The organism is Paracoccus xiamenensis, from assembly GCF_011308835.1.
Taxonomy (GTDB): Bacteria; Pseudomonadota; Alphaproteobacteria; order Rhodobacterales; family Rhodobacteraceae; genus Paracoccus; species Paracoccus xiamenensis.
The window spans coordinates 1-13,585 of record NZ_JAAOHY010000005.1; the positions used below are offsets into that span (position 1 = coordinate 1).

General features: G+C 62.6%; 16 protein-coding genes and 1 tRNA gene. 7 read left to right on the forward strand and 10 right to left on the reverse strand.

What is annotated here, in order from left to right; genetic code table 11:
- Window positions 1-390: 390 nt before the first annotated feature.
- Window positions 391-705 carry a DMT family transporter gene (locus G7044_RS11680; protein WP_166329091.1) on the reverse strand — a complete coding sequence of 105 codons (315 nt, stop codon included), beginning with the start codon at window positions 703-705 and terminating at the stop codon, window positions 391-393.
- A 178-nt stretch (window positions 706-883) separates the two neighbouring features.
- Between G7044_RS11680 and G7044_RS11685 the strand changes: the two genes are divergently transcribed.
- The gene (locus tag G7044_RS11685; protein ID WP_207630286.1) at window positions 884-1,783 is read left to right on the forward strand and encodes a DMT family transporter; all 900 of its coding nucleotides are present in this window, start codon (window positions 884-886) and stop codon (window positions 1,781-1,783) included.
- A 54-nt stretch (window positions 1,784-1,837) separates the two neighbouring features.
- On the opposite strand, the gene rpsI is transcribed toward G7044_RS11685, so the two are convergent.
- From rpsI to G7044_RS11700, 3 genes are all read right to left on the reverse strand, one after another.
- Window positions 1,838-2,326, reverse strand: coding sequence for a 30S ribosomal protein S9 (gene rpsI / locus G7044_RS11690; RefSeq protein WP_166329092.1), 489 nt, complete (start codon window positions 2,324-2,326; stop codon window positions 1,838-1,840).
- Window positions 2,327-2,328: 2 nt separating this feature from the next.
- Entirely contained in the window at window positions 2,329-2,793 is a 465-nt protein-coding gene (gene rplM / locus G7044_RS11695) for a 50S ribosomal protein L13 (RefSeq protein ID WP_166329093.1), read from the reverse strand.
- Between the two features lie 376 nt (window positions 2,794-3,169).
- Window positions 3,170-3,595 (reverse strand): PaaI family thioesterase, encoded by a 426-nt coding sequence (locus tag G7044_RS11700; RefSeq protein ID WP_166329094.1) that lies wholly within the window; start codon window positions 3,593-3,595, stop codon window positions 3,170-3,172.
- 58 nt (window positions 3,596-3,653) lie between these two features.
- Between G7044_RS11700 and G7044_RS11705 the strand changes: the two genes are divergently transcribed.
- The gene (locus G7044_RS11705; RefSeq protein ID WP_166329095.1) at window positions 3,654-4,472 is read left to right on the forward strand and encodes an enoyl-CoA hydratase; all 819 of its coding nucleotides are present in this window, start codon (window positions 3,654-3,656) and stop codon (window positions 4,470-4,472) included.
- A 14-nt stretch (window positions 4,473-4,486) separates the two neighbouring features.
- On the opposite strand, the gene G7044_RS11710 is transcribed toward G7044_RS11705, so the two are convergent.
- Window positions 4,487-5,188: a rhomboid family intramembrane serine protease gene (locus G7044_RS11710; RefSeq protein WP_166329096.1), complete on the reverse strand. Its 702-nt coding sequence runs from the start codon at window positions 5,186-5,188 to the stop codon at window positions 4,487-4,489.
- 83 nt (window positions 5,189-5,271) lie between these two features.
- Between G7044_RS11710 and trpS the strand changes: the two genes are divergently transcribed.
- Window positions 5,272-6,291 (forward strand): tryptophan--tRNA ligase, encoded by a 1,020-nt coding sequence (trpS, locus tag G7044_RS11715; RefSeq protein ID WP_166329097.1) that lies wholly within the window; start codon window positions 5,272-5,274, stop codon window positions 6,289-6,291.
- A gap of 81 nt (window positions 6,292-6,372) precedes the next feature.
- Here the strand turns inward: trpS and G7044_RS11720 are convergent, their stop codons facing one another.
- The 5 genes from G7044_RS11720 to G7044_RS11740 form a co-directional block, all read right to left on the reverse strand.
- The gene (locus G7044_RS11720; protein ID WP_166329098.1) at window positions 6,373-7,437 is read right to left on the reverse strand and encodes a quaternary amine ABC transporter ATP-binding protein; all 1,065 of its coding nucleotides are present in this window, start codon (window positions 7,435-7,437) and stop codon (window positions 6,373-6,375) included.
- Window positions 7,430-8,314, reverse strand: coding sequence for an ABC transporter permease (locus G7044_RS11725; protein WP_166329099.1), 885 nt, complete (start codon window positions 8,312-8,314; stop codon window positions 7,430-7,432). Before G7044_RS11725 ends, G7044_RS11720 begins: the two co-directional genes overlap by 8 nt.
- A 78-nt stretch (window positions 8,315-8,392) precedes the next feature.
- Window positions 8,393-9,382 carry an ABC transporter substrate-binding protein gene (locus G7044_RS11730; protein WP_407947404.1) on the reverse strand — a complete coding sequence of 330 codons (990 nt, stop codon included), beginning with the start codon at window positions 9,380-9,382 and terminating at the stop codon, window positions 8,393-8,395.
- Window positions 9,383-9,862: 480 nt separating this feature from the next.
- Window positions 9,863-9,939 (reverse strand) — tRNA-Arg (locus G7044_RS11735).
- 62 nt (window positions 9,940-10,001) lie between these two features.
- Entirely contained in the window at window positions 10,002-11,426 is a 1,425-nt protein-coding gene (locus G7044_RS11740; RefSeq protein ID WP_166329101.1) for a sensor histidine kinase, read from the reverse strand.
- A gap of 267 nt (window positions 11,427-11,693) precedes the next feature.
- Here G7044_RS11740 and rpmH point away from each other — a divergent pair, with 267 nt between their 5' ends.
- The 4 genes from rpmH to ttcA are packed head-to-tail and all read left to right on the forward strand — an operon-like array spanning window position 11,694 to window position 13,527.
- Window positions 11,694-11,831, forward strand: coding sequence for a 50S ribosomal protein L34 (rpmH, locus tag G7044_RS11745; protein ID WP_166329102.1), 138 nt, complete (start codon window positions 11,694-11,696; stop codon window positions 11,829-11,831).
- Window positions 11,832-11,887: 56 nt separating this feature from the next.
- Window positions 11,888-12,355 carry a ribonuclease P protein component gene (gene rnpA, locus G7044_RS11750; RefSeq protein ID WP_207630294.1) on the forward strand — a complete coding sequence of 156 codons (468 nt, stop codon included), beginning with the start codon at window positions 11,888-11,890 and terminating at the stop codon, window positions 12,353-12,355.
- Entirely contained in the window at window positions 12,352-12,588 is a 237-nt protein-coding gene (yidD, locus tag G7044_RS11755; protein WP_166329104.1) for a membrane protein insertion efficiency factor YidD, read from the forward strand. Before rnpA ends, yidD begins: the two co-directional genes overlap by 4 nt.
- Window positions 12,589-12,624: 36 nt before the next feature.
- On the forward strand, window positions 12,625-13,527 hold the full coding sequence (gene ttcA / locus G7044_RS11760; protein WP_166329105.1) for a tRNA 2-thiocytidine(32) synthetase TtcA: 903 nt from the start codon (window positions 12,625-12,627) through the stop codon (window positions 13,525-13,527).
- The last annotated feature ends 58 nt before the right edge of the window (window positions 13,528-13,585 follow it).

Genomic DNA, 13,585 nt, shown 5'->3' on the forward strand with positions numbered 1-13,585 from the left:
GCTTCCAGATTGTTGCCCCGTTCCCGAAGCAGAAGCCCTACTTAAGAACCACTTCCAAATCCGTCAAGACACAATCTCAACTTTTTCGTCCGCAGCACCTTCGCGCCTCCCCGTCCCCTTCAAGCGTTCCCGCCAGTCCGTTTCGGTGAGCGGGTATCTAGGCGGGCAGCGCAGAACCCGCAACCCAAATCCGACACAAAATCGAAATAAAATCATATCACCCTGATCTTAAACGAAAAATACCAATAACCCGCCCAGCCAAACCCACGCGAAACACAAGAAGAAGCAGAATCACCAAGAATCACCGCGGCAGCCCATAGTGCAAAAAGGCCCCGAGCCCGGCTTTCACCGGATTCGGAGCCTGGTCATCCCGCATCTCTCTGTTTCAGGTCAGGACGCGGTTTTCATCAGCACGATGCCGCCCACGATCAACACCGCAGCAAGGATCCGCATTGGCGAAGCAGATTCGCCCAGCAGGACCAGCCCAAGGATGAACGCGCCCACCGAACCGATGCCGGTCCAGACGACATAGGCCGTGCCCAGTGGCAAGACCTGCATCGCCCGCGCCAGCAGCCAGAAGCTTGCCGCCATGGCGATCAGCGTGACCGCGCTATAGCCGAGGCGCGAAAAGCCATAGGATTGTTTCAGGGTATAGGCCCAGACGACCTCAAGAAGGCCAGCGGCGACGAGTTGGAGCCAGATCATCGTATCCTCGATTCTCCGGGTCGTCCCGAATGTTCACCATGCCGGCAGGGTCGTCCCTGCCCGATCAACCTATAACCACACCGCGAAAATACAAGGACACCGGCAGCCAGTTCTTTCGCCGATTTCAAACTGGTTTCACTTATGCAACAGCATAGGCACCGGAGCAGAGGATGCCGCAATGAGCCAGCAACCACAAACGGACGAGAGCCTTGCAAACGGCGTGATGTGGATGTGCGGCAGCCTCGCCTCTTTCATTGGCATGGCCATTGCCTCGCGTGAGCTGTCGGCGAATCTCTCGACCTTCCAGATCCTGGCCTTTCGCTCTGCCATCGGGTTGGTGGTGATCGCCGCGCTGCTGCCTCGGCTGTGGCCAGAGATGCGCCAGATGCGCCGCTTCGGGCTGAATCTGCTACGCAACAGCGTACATTTCGGGGCGCAATATTGCTGGACCCTGGGCGTGGCGCTGCTGCCGCTGGCCGAGGTCTTCGCGCTGGAATTCACCATGCCGGTCTGGGTGGCGCTTTTTGCCTTTCTGATCCTGGGCGAGCGGATCACCCAACCGCGCATGATCGCCATCGGCGTCAGCTTTCTGGGTGTGCTGGTGATTTTGCGCCCGGGCGTCGAGGTGCTGGACCCCGCTTCCTTCGTGGTGCTGATCGCGGCGGCGGGATATGGGCTTTCGGCGGTGCTGGTCAAGCTTCTGACGCGCAGCAACTCGCCTGCGGTGATTGTGGCCTGGATGATCCTGATGCAACTGCCGATGGGACTTGCGCTTGCCCTGCTCGACTGGCGCCCTGTCGTGGCGGGCAACCTGCCCTGGATGGTGCTGGCCGGCCTGACGGGACTTTCCGCCCATTACACCATGGCGCGCGCGTTCAGGATCCTGGATGCCTCTGTCGCGATTCCAATCGACTTTCTGCGTATGCCGCTGATCGCGCTGATCGGCTATGCCTTCTATGGCGAGACGGTCAGCGCCTGGCTGGCGCTTGGCGTCGCGATGATTCTGGCCAGCAACTACTATGCGCTGCGGGCGGAAGGACGCCGGGGGCGGCTGCCGGCAGCGACGCGCCGGATGTGAAAAAGGCGCAACCCGAAGGTCGCGCCCTGTTCTTCGTTCTGCCTTGACGGCGTATCAGCGCTTCGAGAACTGGAAGCTGCGGCGGGCCTTGGCCTTACCGTATTTCTTCCGCTCGACCACGCGGCTGTCGCGGGTCAGGAAGCCAGCTGCTTTCAGCGCGGCGCGCAGCGCCGGCTCGTGCAGTTGCAGCGCTTTCGAGATGCCGTGCTTGACCGCACCGGCCTGACCCGACAGGCCGCCGCCGGCCACGGTGGCCAGAACGTCGTACTGACCGGCAACGCCGGCAACGTCGAAGGGCTGGCGCAGGATCATCTGCAGCACCGGACGGGCGAAATACTCGCTCATGTCCTTGCCGTTCACGGTGATCTTGCCCGAACCGGGCTTCACCCACACGCGGGCAACAGCGTCTTTACGCTTGCCGGTGGCGTAGGAACGGCCCTGGGCGTCACGGACGGCCACACGGGGTTCGGCTTCGGCGACCGGCGAGGCGGTTTCGACAACCGCGTCCTTGAGCTGGTCAAGGGATTTGATGTCTTCAGCCATGATTACGCGCTCCGGGTGTTCTTCTTGTTCAACGTCTTGACGTCGAGGACTTCGGGCTGCTGAGCTTCATGCGGATGCTCGGCGCCGGCATAGACGCGCAGGTTCGACATCTGCTGCTTGCCCAGCTTGTTGCGCGAGATCATGCGCTCGACCGCCTTGGTCACGACGCGCTCGGGGTGGGCGCCTTCCAGGATCTGGCGGGCCGTGCGGTGCTTGATGCCGCCCGGGTGGCCGGTGTGCCAGTAGTATTTCTTGTCGTCGCGCTTGGCACCGGTCATCTGCACCTTGTCGGCGTTGATGATGATGACGTTGTCACCCATGTCCATGTGGGGGGTGAAGGTCGGCTTGTGCTTGCCACGCAGACGCATGGCAACGATCGAGGCCAAGCGGCCCAGAACGACGCCCTCGGCGTCGATCAGGATCCACTTCTTCTCGATCTCCGCCGGTTTTGCGGTATAGGTTTTCATGTCGCTGCCCTTTTGGGGATTCAAATTCGAGATGGCGGTATATCGGCGATTGCCACGCACGGGTCAAGGTCAGTTGTTGCAAATTTTATTAGCAAAAACAATGCGTTAATAAATAGGTATTTAAATACCACACAGATGAACCAATGCGCGTTCCGCGTTTTCCTGTTCGCCACACAGATATGCCGGAATAGGACAGGATCCCACAACGACATGTTTTTTGCTTAAAAATCAGCGTTTAGCGTTCCAAATGCCCGTCTTAGGCAAGAGCATCCACACCCCGGTGCCGAGGCGCAGCCGGCGGACCCTGCCATTCGTGCATTTGCACGCGTCCTCAGCATCTATTTTCAGGTGATCGCGTTGCGAATTGCCAATCGGCTTAGCCCTTGGCAGGCGGAATCGCGTAGGTCATCGAACAGCGTGCCACCGGTTCGGGCTGGCCATCGGAAAAGATCAGCGCCTCGCCCACGGCGAGGCTACGGCCCAGCTTCAGCAGCCGGCATTCCGCCCGCAGATCACGTCCGGCCACCGGCTTGCGCATGAAGTCGATCGAGGCATTCGTCGTCACAGCCAGCGCCACCGGCCCGATCCGCGACAGCACCACACAATAGATCGCGACATCCGCCAGCGCGAACATGCTGGGGCCTGACACCGTGCCACCGGGTCGCAAATGCGCATCGGTCACGCGCAGCCGGGCAACCAGCCTGTCCTCATTCACCTCAATCACGGTGAACGCGCCCTCAAGCTGCGGAAACTCTACTGCCAGAAAGGCATTCAACGCCTCTGCGTCCATTTGCAACGCCATACTTCCCCCTCGTTTCGCTTTGCGGCTATGCTGCCCCGAGCCTTGGGAGGAAAGCAACATGTCGGACCTGATCTTACGCCACGATACCGGACAGGTGACGCGGCTGGTGCTGAACAGCCCGCAGAACTACAACGCCCTCTCGGCCGAGATGATCGCGACGCTTTACACTACCCTCGCCGCCGTCAGCGCCGAGCCGGATGTGCGCGTCATCATCCTGGGCGCCAATGGCAAGGCCTTCTGCGCCGGCCATGACCTGCGCCAGATGCAGGCGGCGCGCGCGAATCGCGATGGCGGTCGCGCCGGCTATGCCGCCCTGTTCGAAGGATGCAGCCAGCTGATGCAGCTGATCGGCACCCTGCCCCAGCCCGTGATTGCCGAGGTTCAGGGCATCGCCACCGCCGCCGGCTGCCAGTTGGTCGCGTCCTGCGATCTGGCCGTGGCGGCCGAGGGGGTCCGTTTCGGCGTGAACGGAATCGACGTGGGGCTGTTCTGCTCGACCCCCGCCGTGGCGCTGTCGCGTGCCGTCCCACGCAAGGCCGCCTTCGAGATGCTGGTGACCGGCGACTTCATCACCGCCCCCGAGGCGCAGCGCCTTGGGCTGATCAACCGCGCCGTAGCCGCAACCGGTCTAGAGGCCGAAACCATGGCGCTTGCCCAACAGATCGCGGCCAAGCTGCCGACGGCCATCGCCATGGGCAAACGCGGCTTCTACGAACAGCTGGGCCACGAACCCGCCGACGCCTATGAAGCCGCCGCCGATACCATGGTCGCCAACATGATGCTGTCGGATACGGACGAAGGCATCACCGCCTTCCTGGAAAAGCGCCGCCCCGGCTGGGCAACGCCCCCCGACGCCACCACCAAGGCCGAGGCCTGAGCCGCAGCGCCAGATTACCGGCGGCGCAACGCCTGCATCGCCCGCGACATGCCGCCCGGCACCAGCACGAAGCACAGCAGGAAGCCGACGCAGAAGCCGCCGACCTCGGCGATCCAGCTATAGCCGCCGCTGCCGAACAGCAGCCCGAAGACCAGCTGAAACAACAGCAGCATCCCGATCAGGGTAAAGGCACGCAGCCGGTTGGCATGTTCCATGCCCAGCCGCACCCACAACAGGAACGTAAAGGCCCCGACCAGCCCATAGACGGCCGGATAGCCGCCATAAAGCGGCGCCAGATCAACGCCCGCCAGCAGCCCGAAGGCCGTATAGATCACGGCCCCGCCGACCGCCGCGCCGAAAAACAGCGCCAGCAGCGCCCAGGGGCGAAACTGTTCGGCCACCATTTTTCCAAGCGCCAGCGTAAAGACGATGACGAACAGCGCATGGGTGATCGATCCGTGGATGAAGGGATAGGTCAGGATCCGCGCCGCCTGCCGCAGATCGAAAATGCCCAGCTGACACATGCGCGCCGGGATCTGCGGGAAATAGGCCGACATCTCGATCGCGTTCAGGCGCAGGCCCACCCCGGCATTGCCGCCAATGAAGCCGACCGCACCCAGCCCGAACACAAGTTCCGATGCGATCATCGGCAATGCCAGCATCCAGACCACGGGCGGCAGGCTGTTGATCGGCGATTCGTCATATCCGGGGCGCATGGCCTTGTCTCCATCCTCAGGCGGTTGCACCGCGTCACGCGCAGGGTTAAGCCACCTGCAACGATTTTCCAAGCAGGCCTGCCATGAGTGACGCACCCACCCAACGCATCTTTTCCGGCATCCAGCCCTCGGGGCACCTGACGCTGGGCAATTATCTTGGCGCGCTCAAGCGCTTTGTCGAACGTCAGGACGAAGGCGTTCCAACCGTCTATTGCCTAGTCGATCTGCATGCCGTCACCGTCTGGCAGGACCCCGAAGCCCTGCGCCAGCAGACGCGCGAAGCGGCCGCAGCCTTTATGGCAGCGGGAATCGACCCCGCCCGGTCCATCCTGTTCAACCAAAGCCAGGTGCCGGCCCATGCCGAACTGGCCTGGCTGATGAACTGCGTGGCGCGGCTTGGCTGGATGAACCGGATGACCCAGTTCAAGGACAAGGCCGGCAAGAACAGCGAGAATGTCAGCCTTGGCCTTTACGCCTATCCGGCACTGATGGCGGCGGACATTCTGGCTTATCACGCCACCCATGTTCCGGTTGGCGACGACCAGAAACAGCATGTCGAGCTGACCCGCGACATTGCCGCCAAGTTCAACCATGACTACGGCGTCGATTTCTTCCCGCTGCCGGAACCGGTGATCGAAGGCCCGGCTACCCGCGTGATGTCCCTGCGCGACGGGTCGAAGAAGATGTCGAAATCGGACCCCTCGGATGCCAGCCGCATCAACCTAACCGACGACGCCGACACCATTGCGCAGAAGTTCCGCAAGGCCCGGACCGATGCAGAACCGCTGCCCGGCAATGTCGAGGGCCTGAAAGACCGGCCCGAGGCGCGCAATCTGGTAAATATCTACGCCGCCCTTTCTGGCGAGACGCAGGATCAGGTGCTGGCGCAGTTCGAAGGTCAGGGCTTCGGCGCCTTCAAGCCGGCGCTCGCGGATGTGGCGGTGTCGGTGCTGGCCCCCATCTCGACCCGGATGACCGAATTCCTGAACGATCCGGCCGAGATTGACCGCATCCTCGGCCAAGGTGCCGCGCGGGCCGAGGCGATCTCTGCCCCCATCGTCGCCAAGACGCGCGAGATCATGGGCATGATCCTGTCGCGCTAGACGCGCGCGCAGCATTCGCAAGTCACGGTTGCCACGATCCCACCCGCAAGGGCACGGGATCGTGGCAAAGCCGGTTTTCGATCAGGCCGCCGAGACTTCGGGGGATAGCTCCTCGGTGTCATCGGGTGCGATCATTTCCGCCACCGTTTTCGCAAGCGTGATGGTGCCGACATGCTTCCCATCCGGTCCGGTGACATTCGCAGCGTTCGTCTGAACGCCCGTCATTGCACGCGCAGCATCCTCCAGCAGGGTGTCGTGGGGCAGACTGACCGGCGTTTCCGCACGCTCTCCCTTGCGCATGATGGTACGCACGGTGATGACATGACCGCGACGAACATCGCGCACGAAGCTGCTGATGTAGTCATCCGCCGGGCGCAGTACGATCTGTTCGCCCGTGCCCTGCTGGATGATCTCGCCATCGCGCAGGATGGCGATGCGGTCGCCGAGGTTCAGCGCCTCGTCCAGATCGTGGGTAATGAAGACGATGGTCTTGCGCAGTTCCTCCTGCAAATCCAGCAGAACCGATTGCATATCGGTGCGGATCAATGGGTCGAGCGCTGAAAACGCCTCGTCCATCAGCAGGATTTCGGCATCGTTGGTCAGCGCGCGGGCCAGCCCGACGCGTTGCTGCATCCCGCCCGAAAGCTGGTTTGGATAGCTGTCCTCGAACCCGTCCAGCCCGACCCGGCTGATCCAGCGGCGGGCGCGCTCCTCGGCCTCGCGGCGCGACACCTTGCGGATATCGAGCCCGTAAGTCGTGTTCTCCAGCACCGTGCGATGCGGGAACAGGGCAAATTTCTGGAACACCATCGCGGTTTTCTGGCGACGGAAGTCGCGCAACTGCGATTGCGACATCTGCACGATGTCCTGCCCGTCGAACATCACCTCGCCCGAGGTCGGCTCGATCAGCCGGTTGATGTGGCGGATCAGCGTCGATTTGCCCGACCCCGACAGGCCCATCACCACCTGAATGCGCCCGGCGGGGATGGTCAGGTTGATGTCGTTCAGCCCGACGACGTGGTTATGGCGGGCCTTGACCTCTTCCTTGCTCATGCCCGCCTTCACCTTGTCGACAAGCGCCGCCCCGTCGGGGCCGAAAATCTTGTAAAGATTGCGGATCTCGATGTCATGCGTCGCTTCAGCCATGGACGGCCTCCAGATGTTTTTGCAGCCGCTTGCCATAGGCCTGGGTCGAGCGGTCGAAGATGATGGCGATGGCAACGATGGCGAGGCCATTCATCACACCAAGCGTGAAATACTGGTTGTTGATCGCCTGCAGCACCGGCTGGCCCAGCCCCTTCACCCCGATCATCGAGGCCACGACAACCATCGCAAGGCTCATCATGATGGTCTGGTTGACGCCGGCCATGATGGTCGGCAGCGCCAGCGGCAGCTGTACATCGCGCAGTTTCTGCCCGCCCGAGGATCCGAATGCCTCGGCCGCCTCCAGCACATCTGCGGGCACCTGACGGATGCCCAGATTGGTCAAACGGATGATCGGCGGAATGGCATAGATCACAACGGCAATCACCCCCGGCACCTTGCCCAGCCCGAAGATCATCACCACCGGGATCAGATAGACGAAGCTGGGCATGGTCTGCATCATATCAAGAATCGGCGTGATGATCGCATTGGCCCGGTCCGAGCGCGCCATCACGATCCCGATCGGGATGCCCAGCACCACGGCGATCAGCGTGCAGACGGCAACCATCGCAATCGTGCTCATGGTGTCGTCCCACATGCCGAAATAACCGATCAGCATCAGCGAGATGATTGAACCTGCGACGACCTTCCAACTGCGGCTCAGCAGCCAGACCAGCAGGGCCAGCCCGGCCATGACGATAATCCAGGGGCTGTCGATCAGCAGATCCTCGATAAAGACCAGCAGGATCTGGATGGGATGGAACAGGTTCTCCAGCGTCTCGCCATAGGCGCGGGTGAATTCGCGAAAGCCGCCGTCGATGGCCATACGCAGTTCTCGCAGGTCGCTGCGACCCATGGATGGGAAATCGACTAGGTCCATATCTCTTCTTTTCGTCTGCTGTCTTCAGGAACGCAAAACGGCCCGGCATCGTGGCCGGGCCGTTGATTTTTTAGCCGATCAGATGGCGTCTTTGACGCTCGCTGCGACGTCCTCGCTGACCCAAGGGGCCCAGATCTCTTCGTAGTTCTCAAGGAAGTACCACGCGCCGTCCTCGTTCGTGGCCTGATTGTCGCCCATCCATGCCAGAAGTTCGTTCACCGTGTCATTCGACCAGGCGCGCTTGCCCAGATAGTCCATGGTAATCTGATTGGATTCCGCGAATTCCTTGGTCACGGCCGTGAACACGTCCGAGCGTGGCCATTCGTTCAGCGCCGGATCCGGGCAATTGTTGACGACGGTACAGTTGTCCCAGGCTTCCTTGTCGTTTTCGACCCCAAGCTCCAGCTTGGTCATCTCGTATTTGCCAAGGATCGCGGTCGGAGCCCAGTAATAGCCCAGCCAGCCTTCATCGCGGTTGAAGGCCCGTGCGATGGACCCGTCCAGACCGGCGGCGGAACCCGGATCGACCAGGTCGAAACCCTTGCCCTCGATATCCAGCGCGCGGGTCTGGTTCTCGGTGATGATCTGGCAGGCCCAGCCCGACGGGCAGCCAAAGAAGCCGCCACGGCTATCGTCTTCCGCACCGGGGAACAGTTCGGGGCGCGCCAACGCGTCCTCGATGGTCTTGATCCCGTGTTCTTCTGCCAGCTTGGTCGGCACCCAGAAACCTTCCACGCCGCCATCGGTCAGGATCTCGGACGCGATCAGGATCCGGCCCTCGTCAACTGCGGCATCCAGCGGCACCTTCACAGCGTTCACCCACAATTCGGGCGCGACGTCGGGTTCTGCCTTTTCGTTCATCGAGGTGAAGGTCGGGACCGTGTCGCCGGTCACCAGCTCGACCTCGCAGCCATAGCCTTCTTCGAGGATGATCTTGTCAACCCATGCCGCCAGACCGGCAGAGGCCCAGTTCATCTCGGCGATCGACACGCTGCCACATTCTTCCTGTGCACTTGCGGCCGAGGCAGCAGCGATGAAGCCCAGAAGAGCCAGTCCGGTTTTCGTGATTGTCATGGAGGAGCCTTTTTTGTTCAGTTCGATCCCCCGGACAAGTGATGCCCGGAAGCAGCCGCGTCGACGCGGCAGATTTATCGGATGGCGGCATTATAACGGAGATGCGGCAATTTTGCCACCGTAGCGCCCCGACTTTCAGGCAACCTACTGTAAATAAACGTTTTTTATGGCGGAATCAGTGGCATATTTCCGGCCTTGCGCCGTTTCACCACAGCTCAGGGTACCAGCCCCGCCGACCATCTGCCTCCGTCGCGCAGAAAGACCGTCCCAGACAGTCACCCACAACGCCCCAGCGGCGACCCGGCCAGCAGCCATGTCCGAACGAGCGTTGGGTCACCTTTTGCAAGACGCAGTAAAGATGACGCAAGCGTTCAAGGCCCGACACGCGGAATGTCCGGCGGACCTCCGACGGACAGGCTGGGCCAGAGGTCTGGCGCAACGCCAAACACATCTGAAAATGATGATCTGGATAATTGGCGGACCCGGAGCGATTCGAACGCCCGACCCCCAGATTCGTAGTCTGGTGCTCTATCCAGCTGAGCTACGGGTCCGCTGTAGGCCGGTGATTTAGCGATGCCGGATGTGGGGCGCAACCCCCAAAACAGCAGAAAATTCACTCGGGTCCAAAATTCTCTACCAGCGCTCCGCGCGGCAGCGTAATCGCGAATGAAGAACCGTGATCGCCCGTGCGCAGAAGCTCCAGTTTGCCGCCATGACCGCGGATCAGGTCGGCCGCGATTGCCAGGCCAAGGCCACTGCCGCCCTTGCGAGTGGTGCCGGTAAAGGGCTTGAACAGATAGTCCTGCGCCTTCTGCGGCAGCCCGGGGCCGTTATCGACCACACGCACCTGCCAGTCCTGATCCGTCTCGGTCCCGGCAATTTCGACGGTGCCGGGCTGGCCCGTCGCCTCGATCGCCTGCCGCGCGTTGCGGATGAGGTTTGACAGCACCCGGTGCAGCTGGTCGCGATCCGCGCGGATCACCATGTTGGGGCTGATGTCGGTGACGAAATCAACCAGCGCCGCACCCTCTCCGCCCTCGGACAGCAGCACTTCGGCCTCGGTGATTTCGTCGACAAGCGCCCGCAGGTCAAAGCGTGACAATGTCGGGGCCGGCTCCTCGGCCTTGCCGAAGGCCAGCGTGGTTTCACACAGATTAACGGCGCGGGTGATCGAGTTGACCAGCTTCGGCGCGGCTTTGCGCACGGCAGGATCGGCGCTGTCTTCCAGCCGGTCGGCAAAGATCTGGCTGGTGGTCAGAATGTTGCGCAGATCGTGGCTGATCTTGGCGACCGCCTGCCCCAGCCCTGCCAGCCGCTCTTTCTGCTTCAGTGCCTGCGTCAGGGTCGTCTGCATCGAGGCAAGCGCCGTTTCGGCCTCGCGCACCTCGACGATTCGGGCGTCCGGGGTGATGATCAGGCGCGAATCCTCTGGCGCGTCGGAATAGCTGGCCATGTGACTTATGACGCGGCGGATCGGCTTCAGGATCAGGCGCTGCGCGGCCAGGTTCAGCAAGGCCGCCGTCAGCAGGATCAGCCCCGCCGACCAGACCAGAACCGACACGCCGAACTCGACCATGGTCAGCCGCAAAGGTGCGGTGGACAGCGTGATCTCGATCAGCTGACCCGCATGATTGACCGGCGCGCCGATGACGCGGATCACCTCGTCCTTGCGGTCGAAAAGCAGGCGCAGCGCGTCGGCGGCGTTGCTCAGCGTCGATTTCTCGCGCAGGTCATAGGTCGCCACGATCGGCCCCGGCAGCGGCGAGGACAGCACAAGCTGACGCACATCATCGCGACGCAGCACGACGTTATAGACGCCGGCATTTTCCAGCAGCTCTGATTCGAGGTCGGCGGTGATATTTTCGTCCTCGGGCGCTGCAAGCAGCGCCAATGAGGCGATCTGCGCCTTTTCCAACCGGGTCTGCAGATAGTCGACGCGGAAATTCGCCACCGAGGGAACCACCACGAAAATTTCGGCCAGCGCCACAAAAAGCAGCGTCAGCGCGGCAAAGCGTCCGGTCAGTGTGTCGATCGACATCGTCTGCAGATCTCATTTCGGCGGCGGCAATCGGCCAACCGGCTGAACACCTAGCCTCGGGACGGGACAAATTCAAACGATTGTGTTCCTGTTGCGACGCTTCCCGCGCATTTCGGGGGGATTTCGGCGGGTCGGGTCGAAAGCGACGTTGACTCGGGGGCGGTCATGCCCTATTGCGCGGGCTTCGAATTAACCGACGCGGTCGCGTGGGGCGGGTATTCCTATCCGCAGGCCCAGACCCTCCGCGCCCGAGATGGAGTATAGAAGATGTCGAAGCGCACGTTCCAGCCGTCGAACCTGGTTCGCACCCGCCGTCACGGCTTTCGCGCCCGTATGGCCACCAAAGCCGGCCGTCTGGTGATCAACCGCCGCCGCGCCAAGGGCCGCAAGCGCCTGTCGGCCTGATCGGCTTGACCATGCCGGCGCGCAACCCGCGCGCCTGGCAGGAAAATCAGGACATGATGATGCCGCCGCATCCTTCCTCAAGCGCTGAGAGCAGCCCTGCGGGAAGCGAAGCGGCGGCTTTCGTCGTCGCGCCGGCCCCACTGGCGATTCTGCGCCAGCGCGCGGATTTCCTGAAGGCCGCGCAGGCGCGCCGCGCCGGTGCCACCGGCTTTCTGCTGCAGGCACGCCGCCGGCCCGAGGGCGAATCGTCCGAGGCACCGGTCCGGGTCGGCTTTACCTGTTCCAAGAAAATCGGCAACGCAGTTACCCGCAACCGCGCCAAGCGCCGTTTGCGCGCACTTGCGCGCGAGGTGATGCCGGGCGCGGCGCAACCGGGGTGGGATTACGTTCTGGTCGGCCGTCCCGAGGCGACGGTCTCGCGCGATTTCAGCGCCATGCTGGAGGATCTGCGTGGCGCGCTGCGCCGCGTGCATTCCGACAAGGCCGCCGATAATTCGCGCCCTCGGGGCAAGGCCGCAAGATGAGCCCCCTTGCCCACATTGCTGCATTGCCGGTCCGGGCTTACCGACTGCTGCTCAGCCCTTGGGTTGGGCATGGCTGCCGTTTCCAGCCCACCTGTTCCGCCTATGCGCTGGAGGCGCTGGAGCGTCACGGCGGCCTTCGCGGCAGTTGGCTGACCGCCAGCCGGGTCTGCCGCTGCCACCCCTGGGGTGGCGAAGGCTATGACCCGGTGCCGCCGTCCCGCACTGATTGCTGATTGCCTCTCGCCCTGTCCGCACAAGGAAGCGCCACCATGAACGAACATGCCGAGATCGCCGAGCGCGACGACAATGACGGCCCCGAGGAGATCCACGCCCTGTTTCGCGGCGCGCCCTCGACCACGGCCTTCCGCAAGCTGCGCAAGCGTCTGGTGCGTGAAACCCGCGCCGCGATTGAAGATTTCGGCATGATCCGCCCCGGCGATCGCTGGCTGGTCTGTCTGTCGGGCGGCAAGGACAGCTATACCCTGCTGGCTATTTTGCACGAACTGAAGTGGCGCGGGCTGCTGCCGGTCGACCTGCTGGCCTGCAATCTGGACCAGGGCCAGCCCGGCTTTCCGGCAACGGTGCTGCCGGAATTTCTGACTGATCGCGAGGTCACGCATCGAATCGAATATCAGGACACCTATTCCATCGTCACAGACAAGATCGCGCCGGGTGGCACGATGTGCAGCCTGTGCTCGCGTCTGCGGCGGGGCAATCTGTACCGGATCGCGCGCGAGGAAGGCTGTTCGGCCGTGGTGCTGGGTCACCACCGCGACGACATTCTGGAAACCTTCTTCATGAACCTGTTCCACGGCGGGCGCCTGGCAACCATGCCGCCCAAGCTGCTGAACGAGGAAGGCGATCTGCTGGTCCTGCGCCCCCTCGCCTATGTCGCCGAGGCCGATTGCGAAAAATTCGCCCGCGACATGAATTATCCCATCATCCCCTGCGACCTTTGCGGTTCGCAAGAAGGGCTGCAGCGCGCGCAGGTCAAGCGCCTGCTGGACGAGTGGGAGGCGCGCGCGCCGGGGCGCCGGCAGGTGATGTTCCGGGCGCTGATGAATACCCGCCCCTCGCATCTGGTCGACCCGAAGCTGTTCGATTTTGCCGGGCTCTGGCCCGGACTGGCGCGGGATGCCGCCGAAGACGTGCCGAATCTGCGCGAACATTAACTGAACAAAAACCTGTCTTTCGTATGTTTCGCTGTGAACGAAACGCGAATCGGGATGC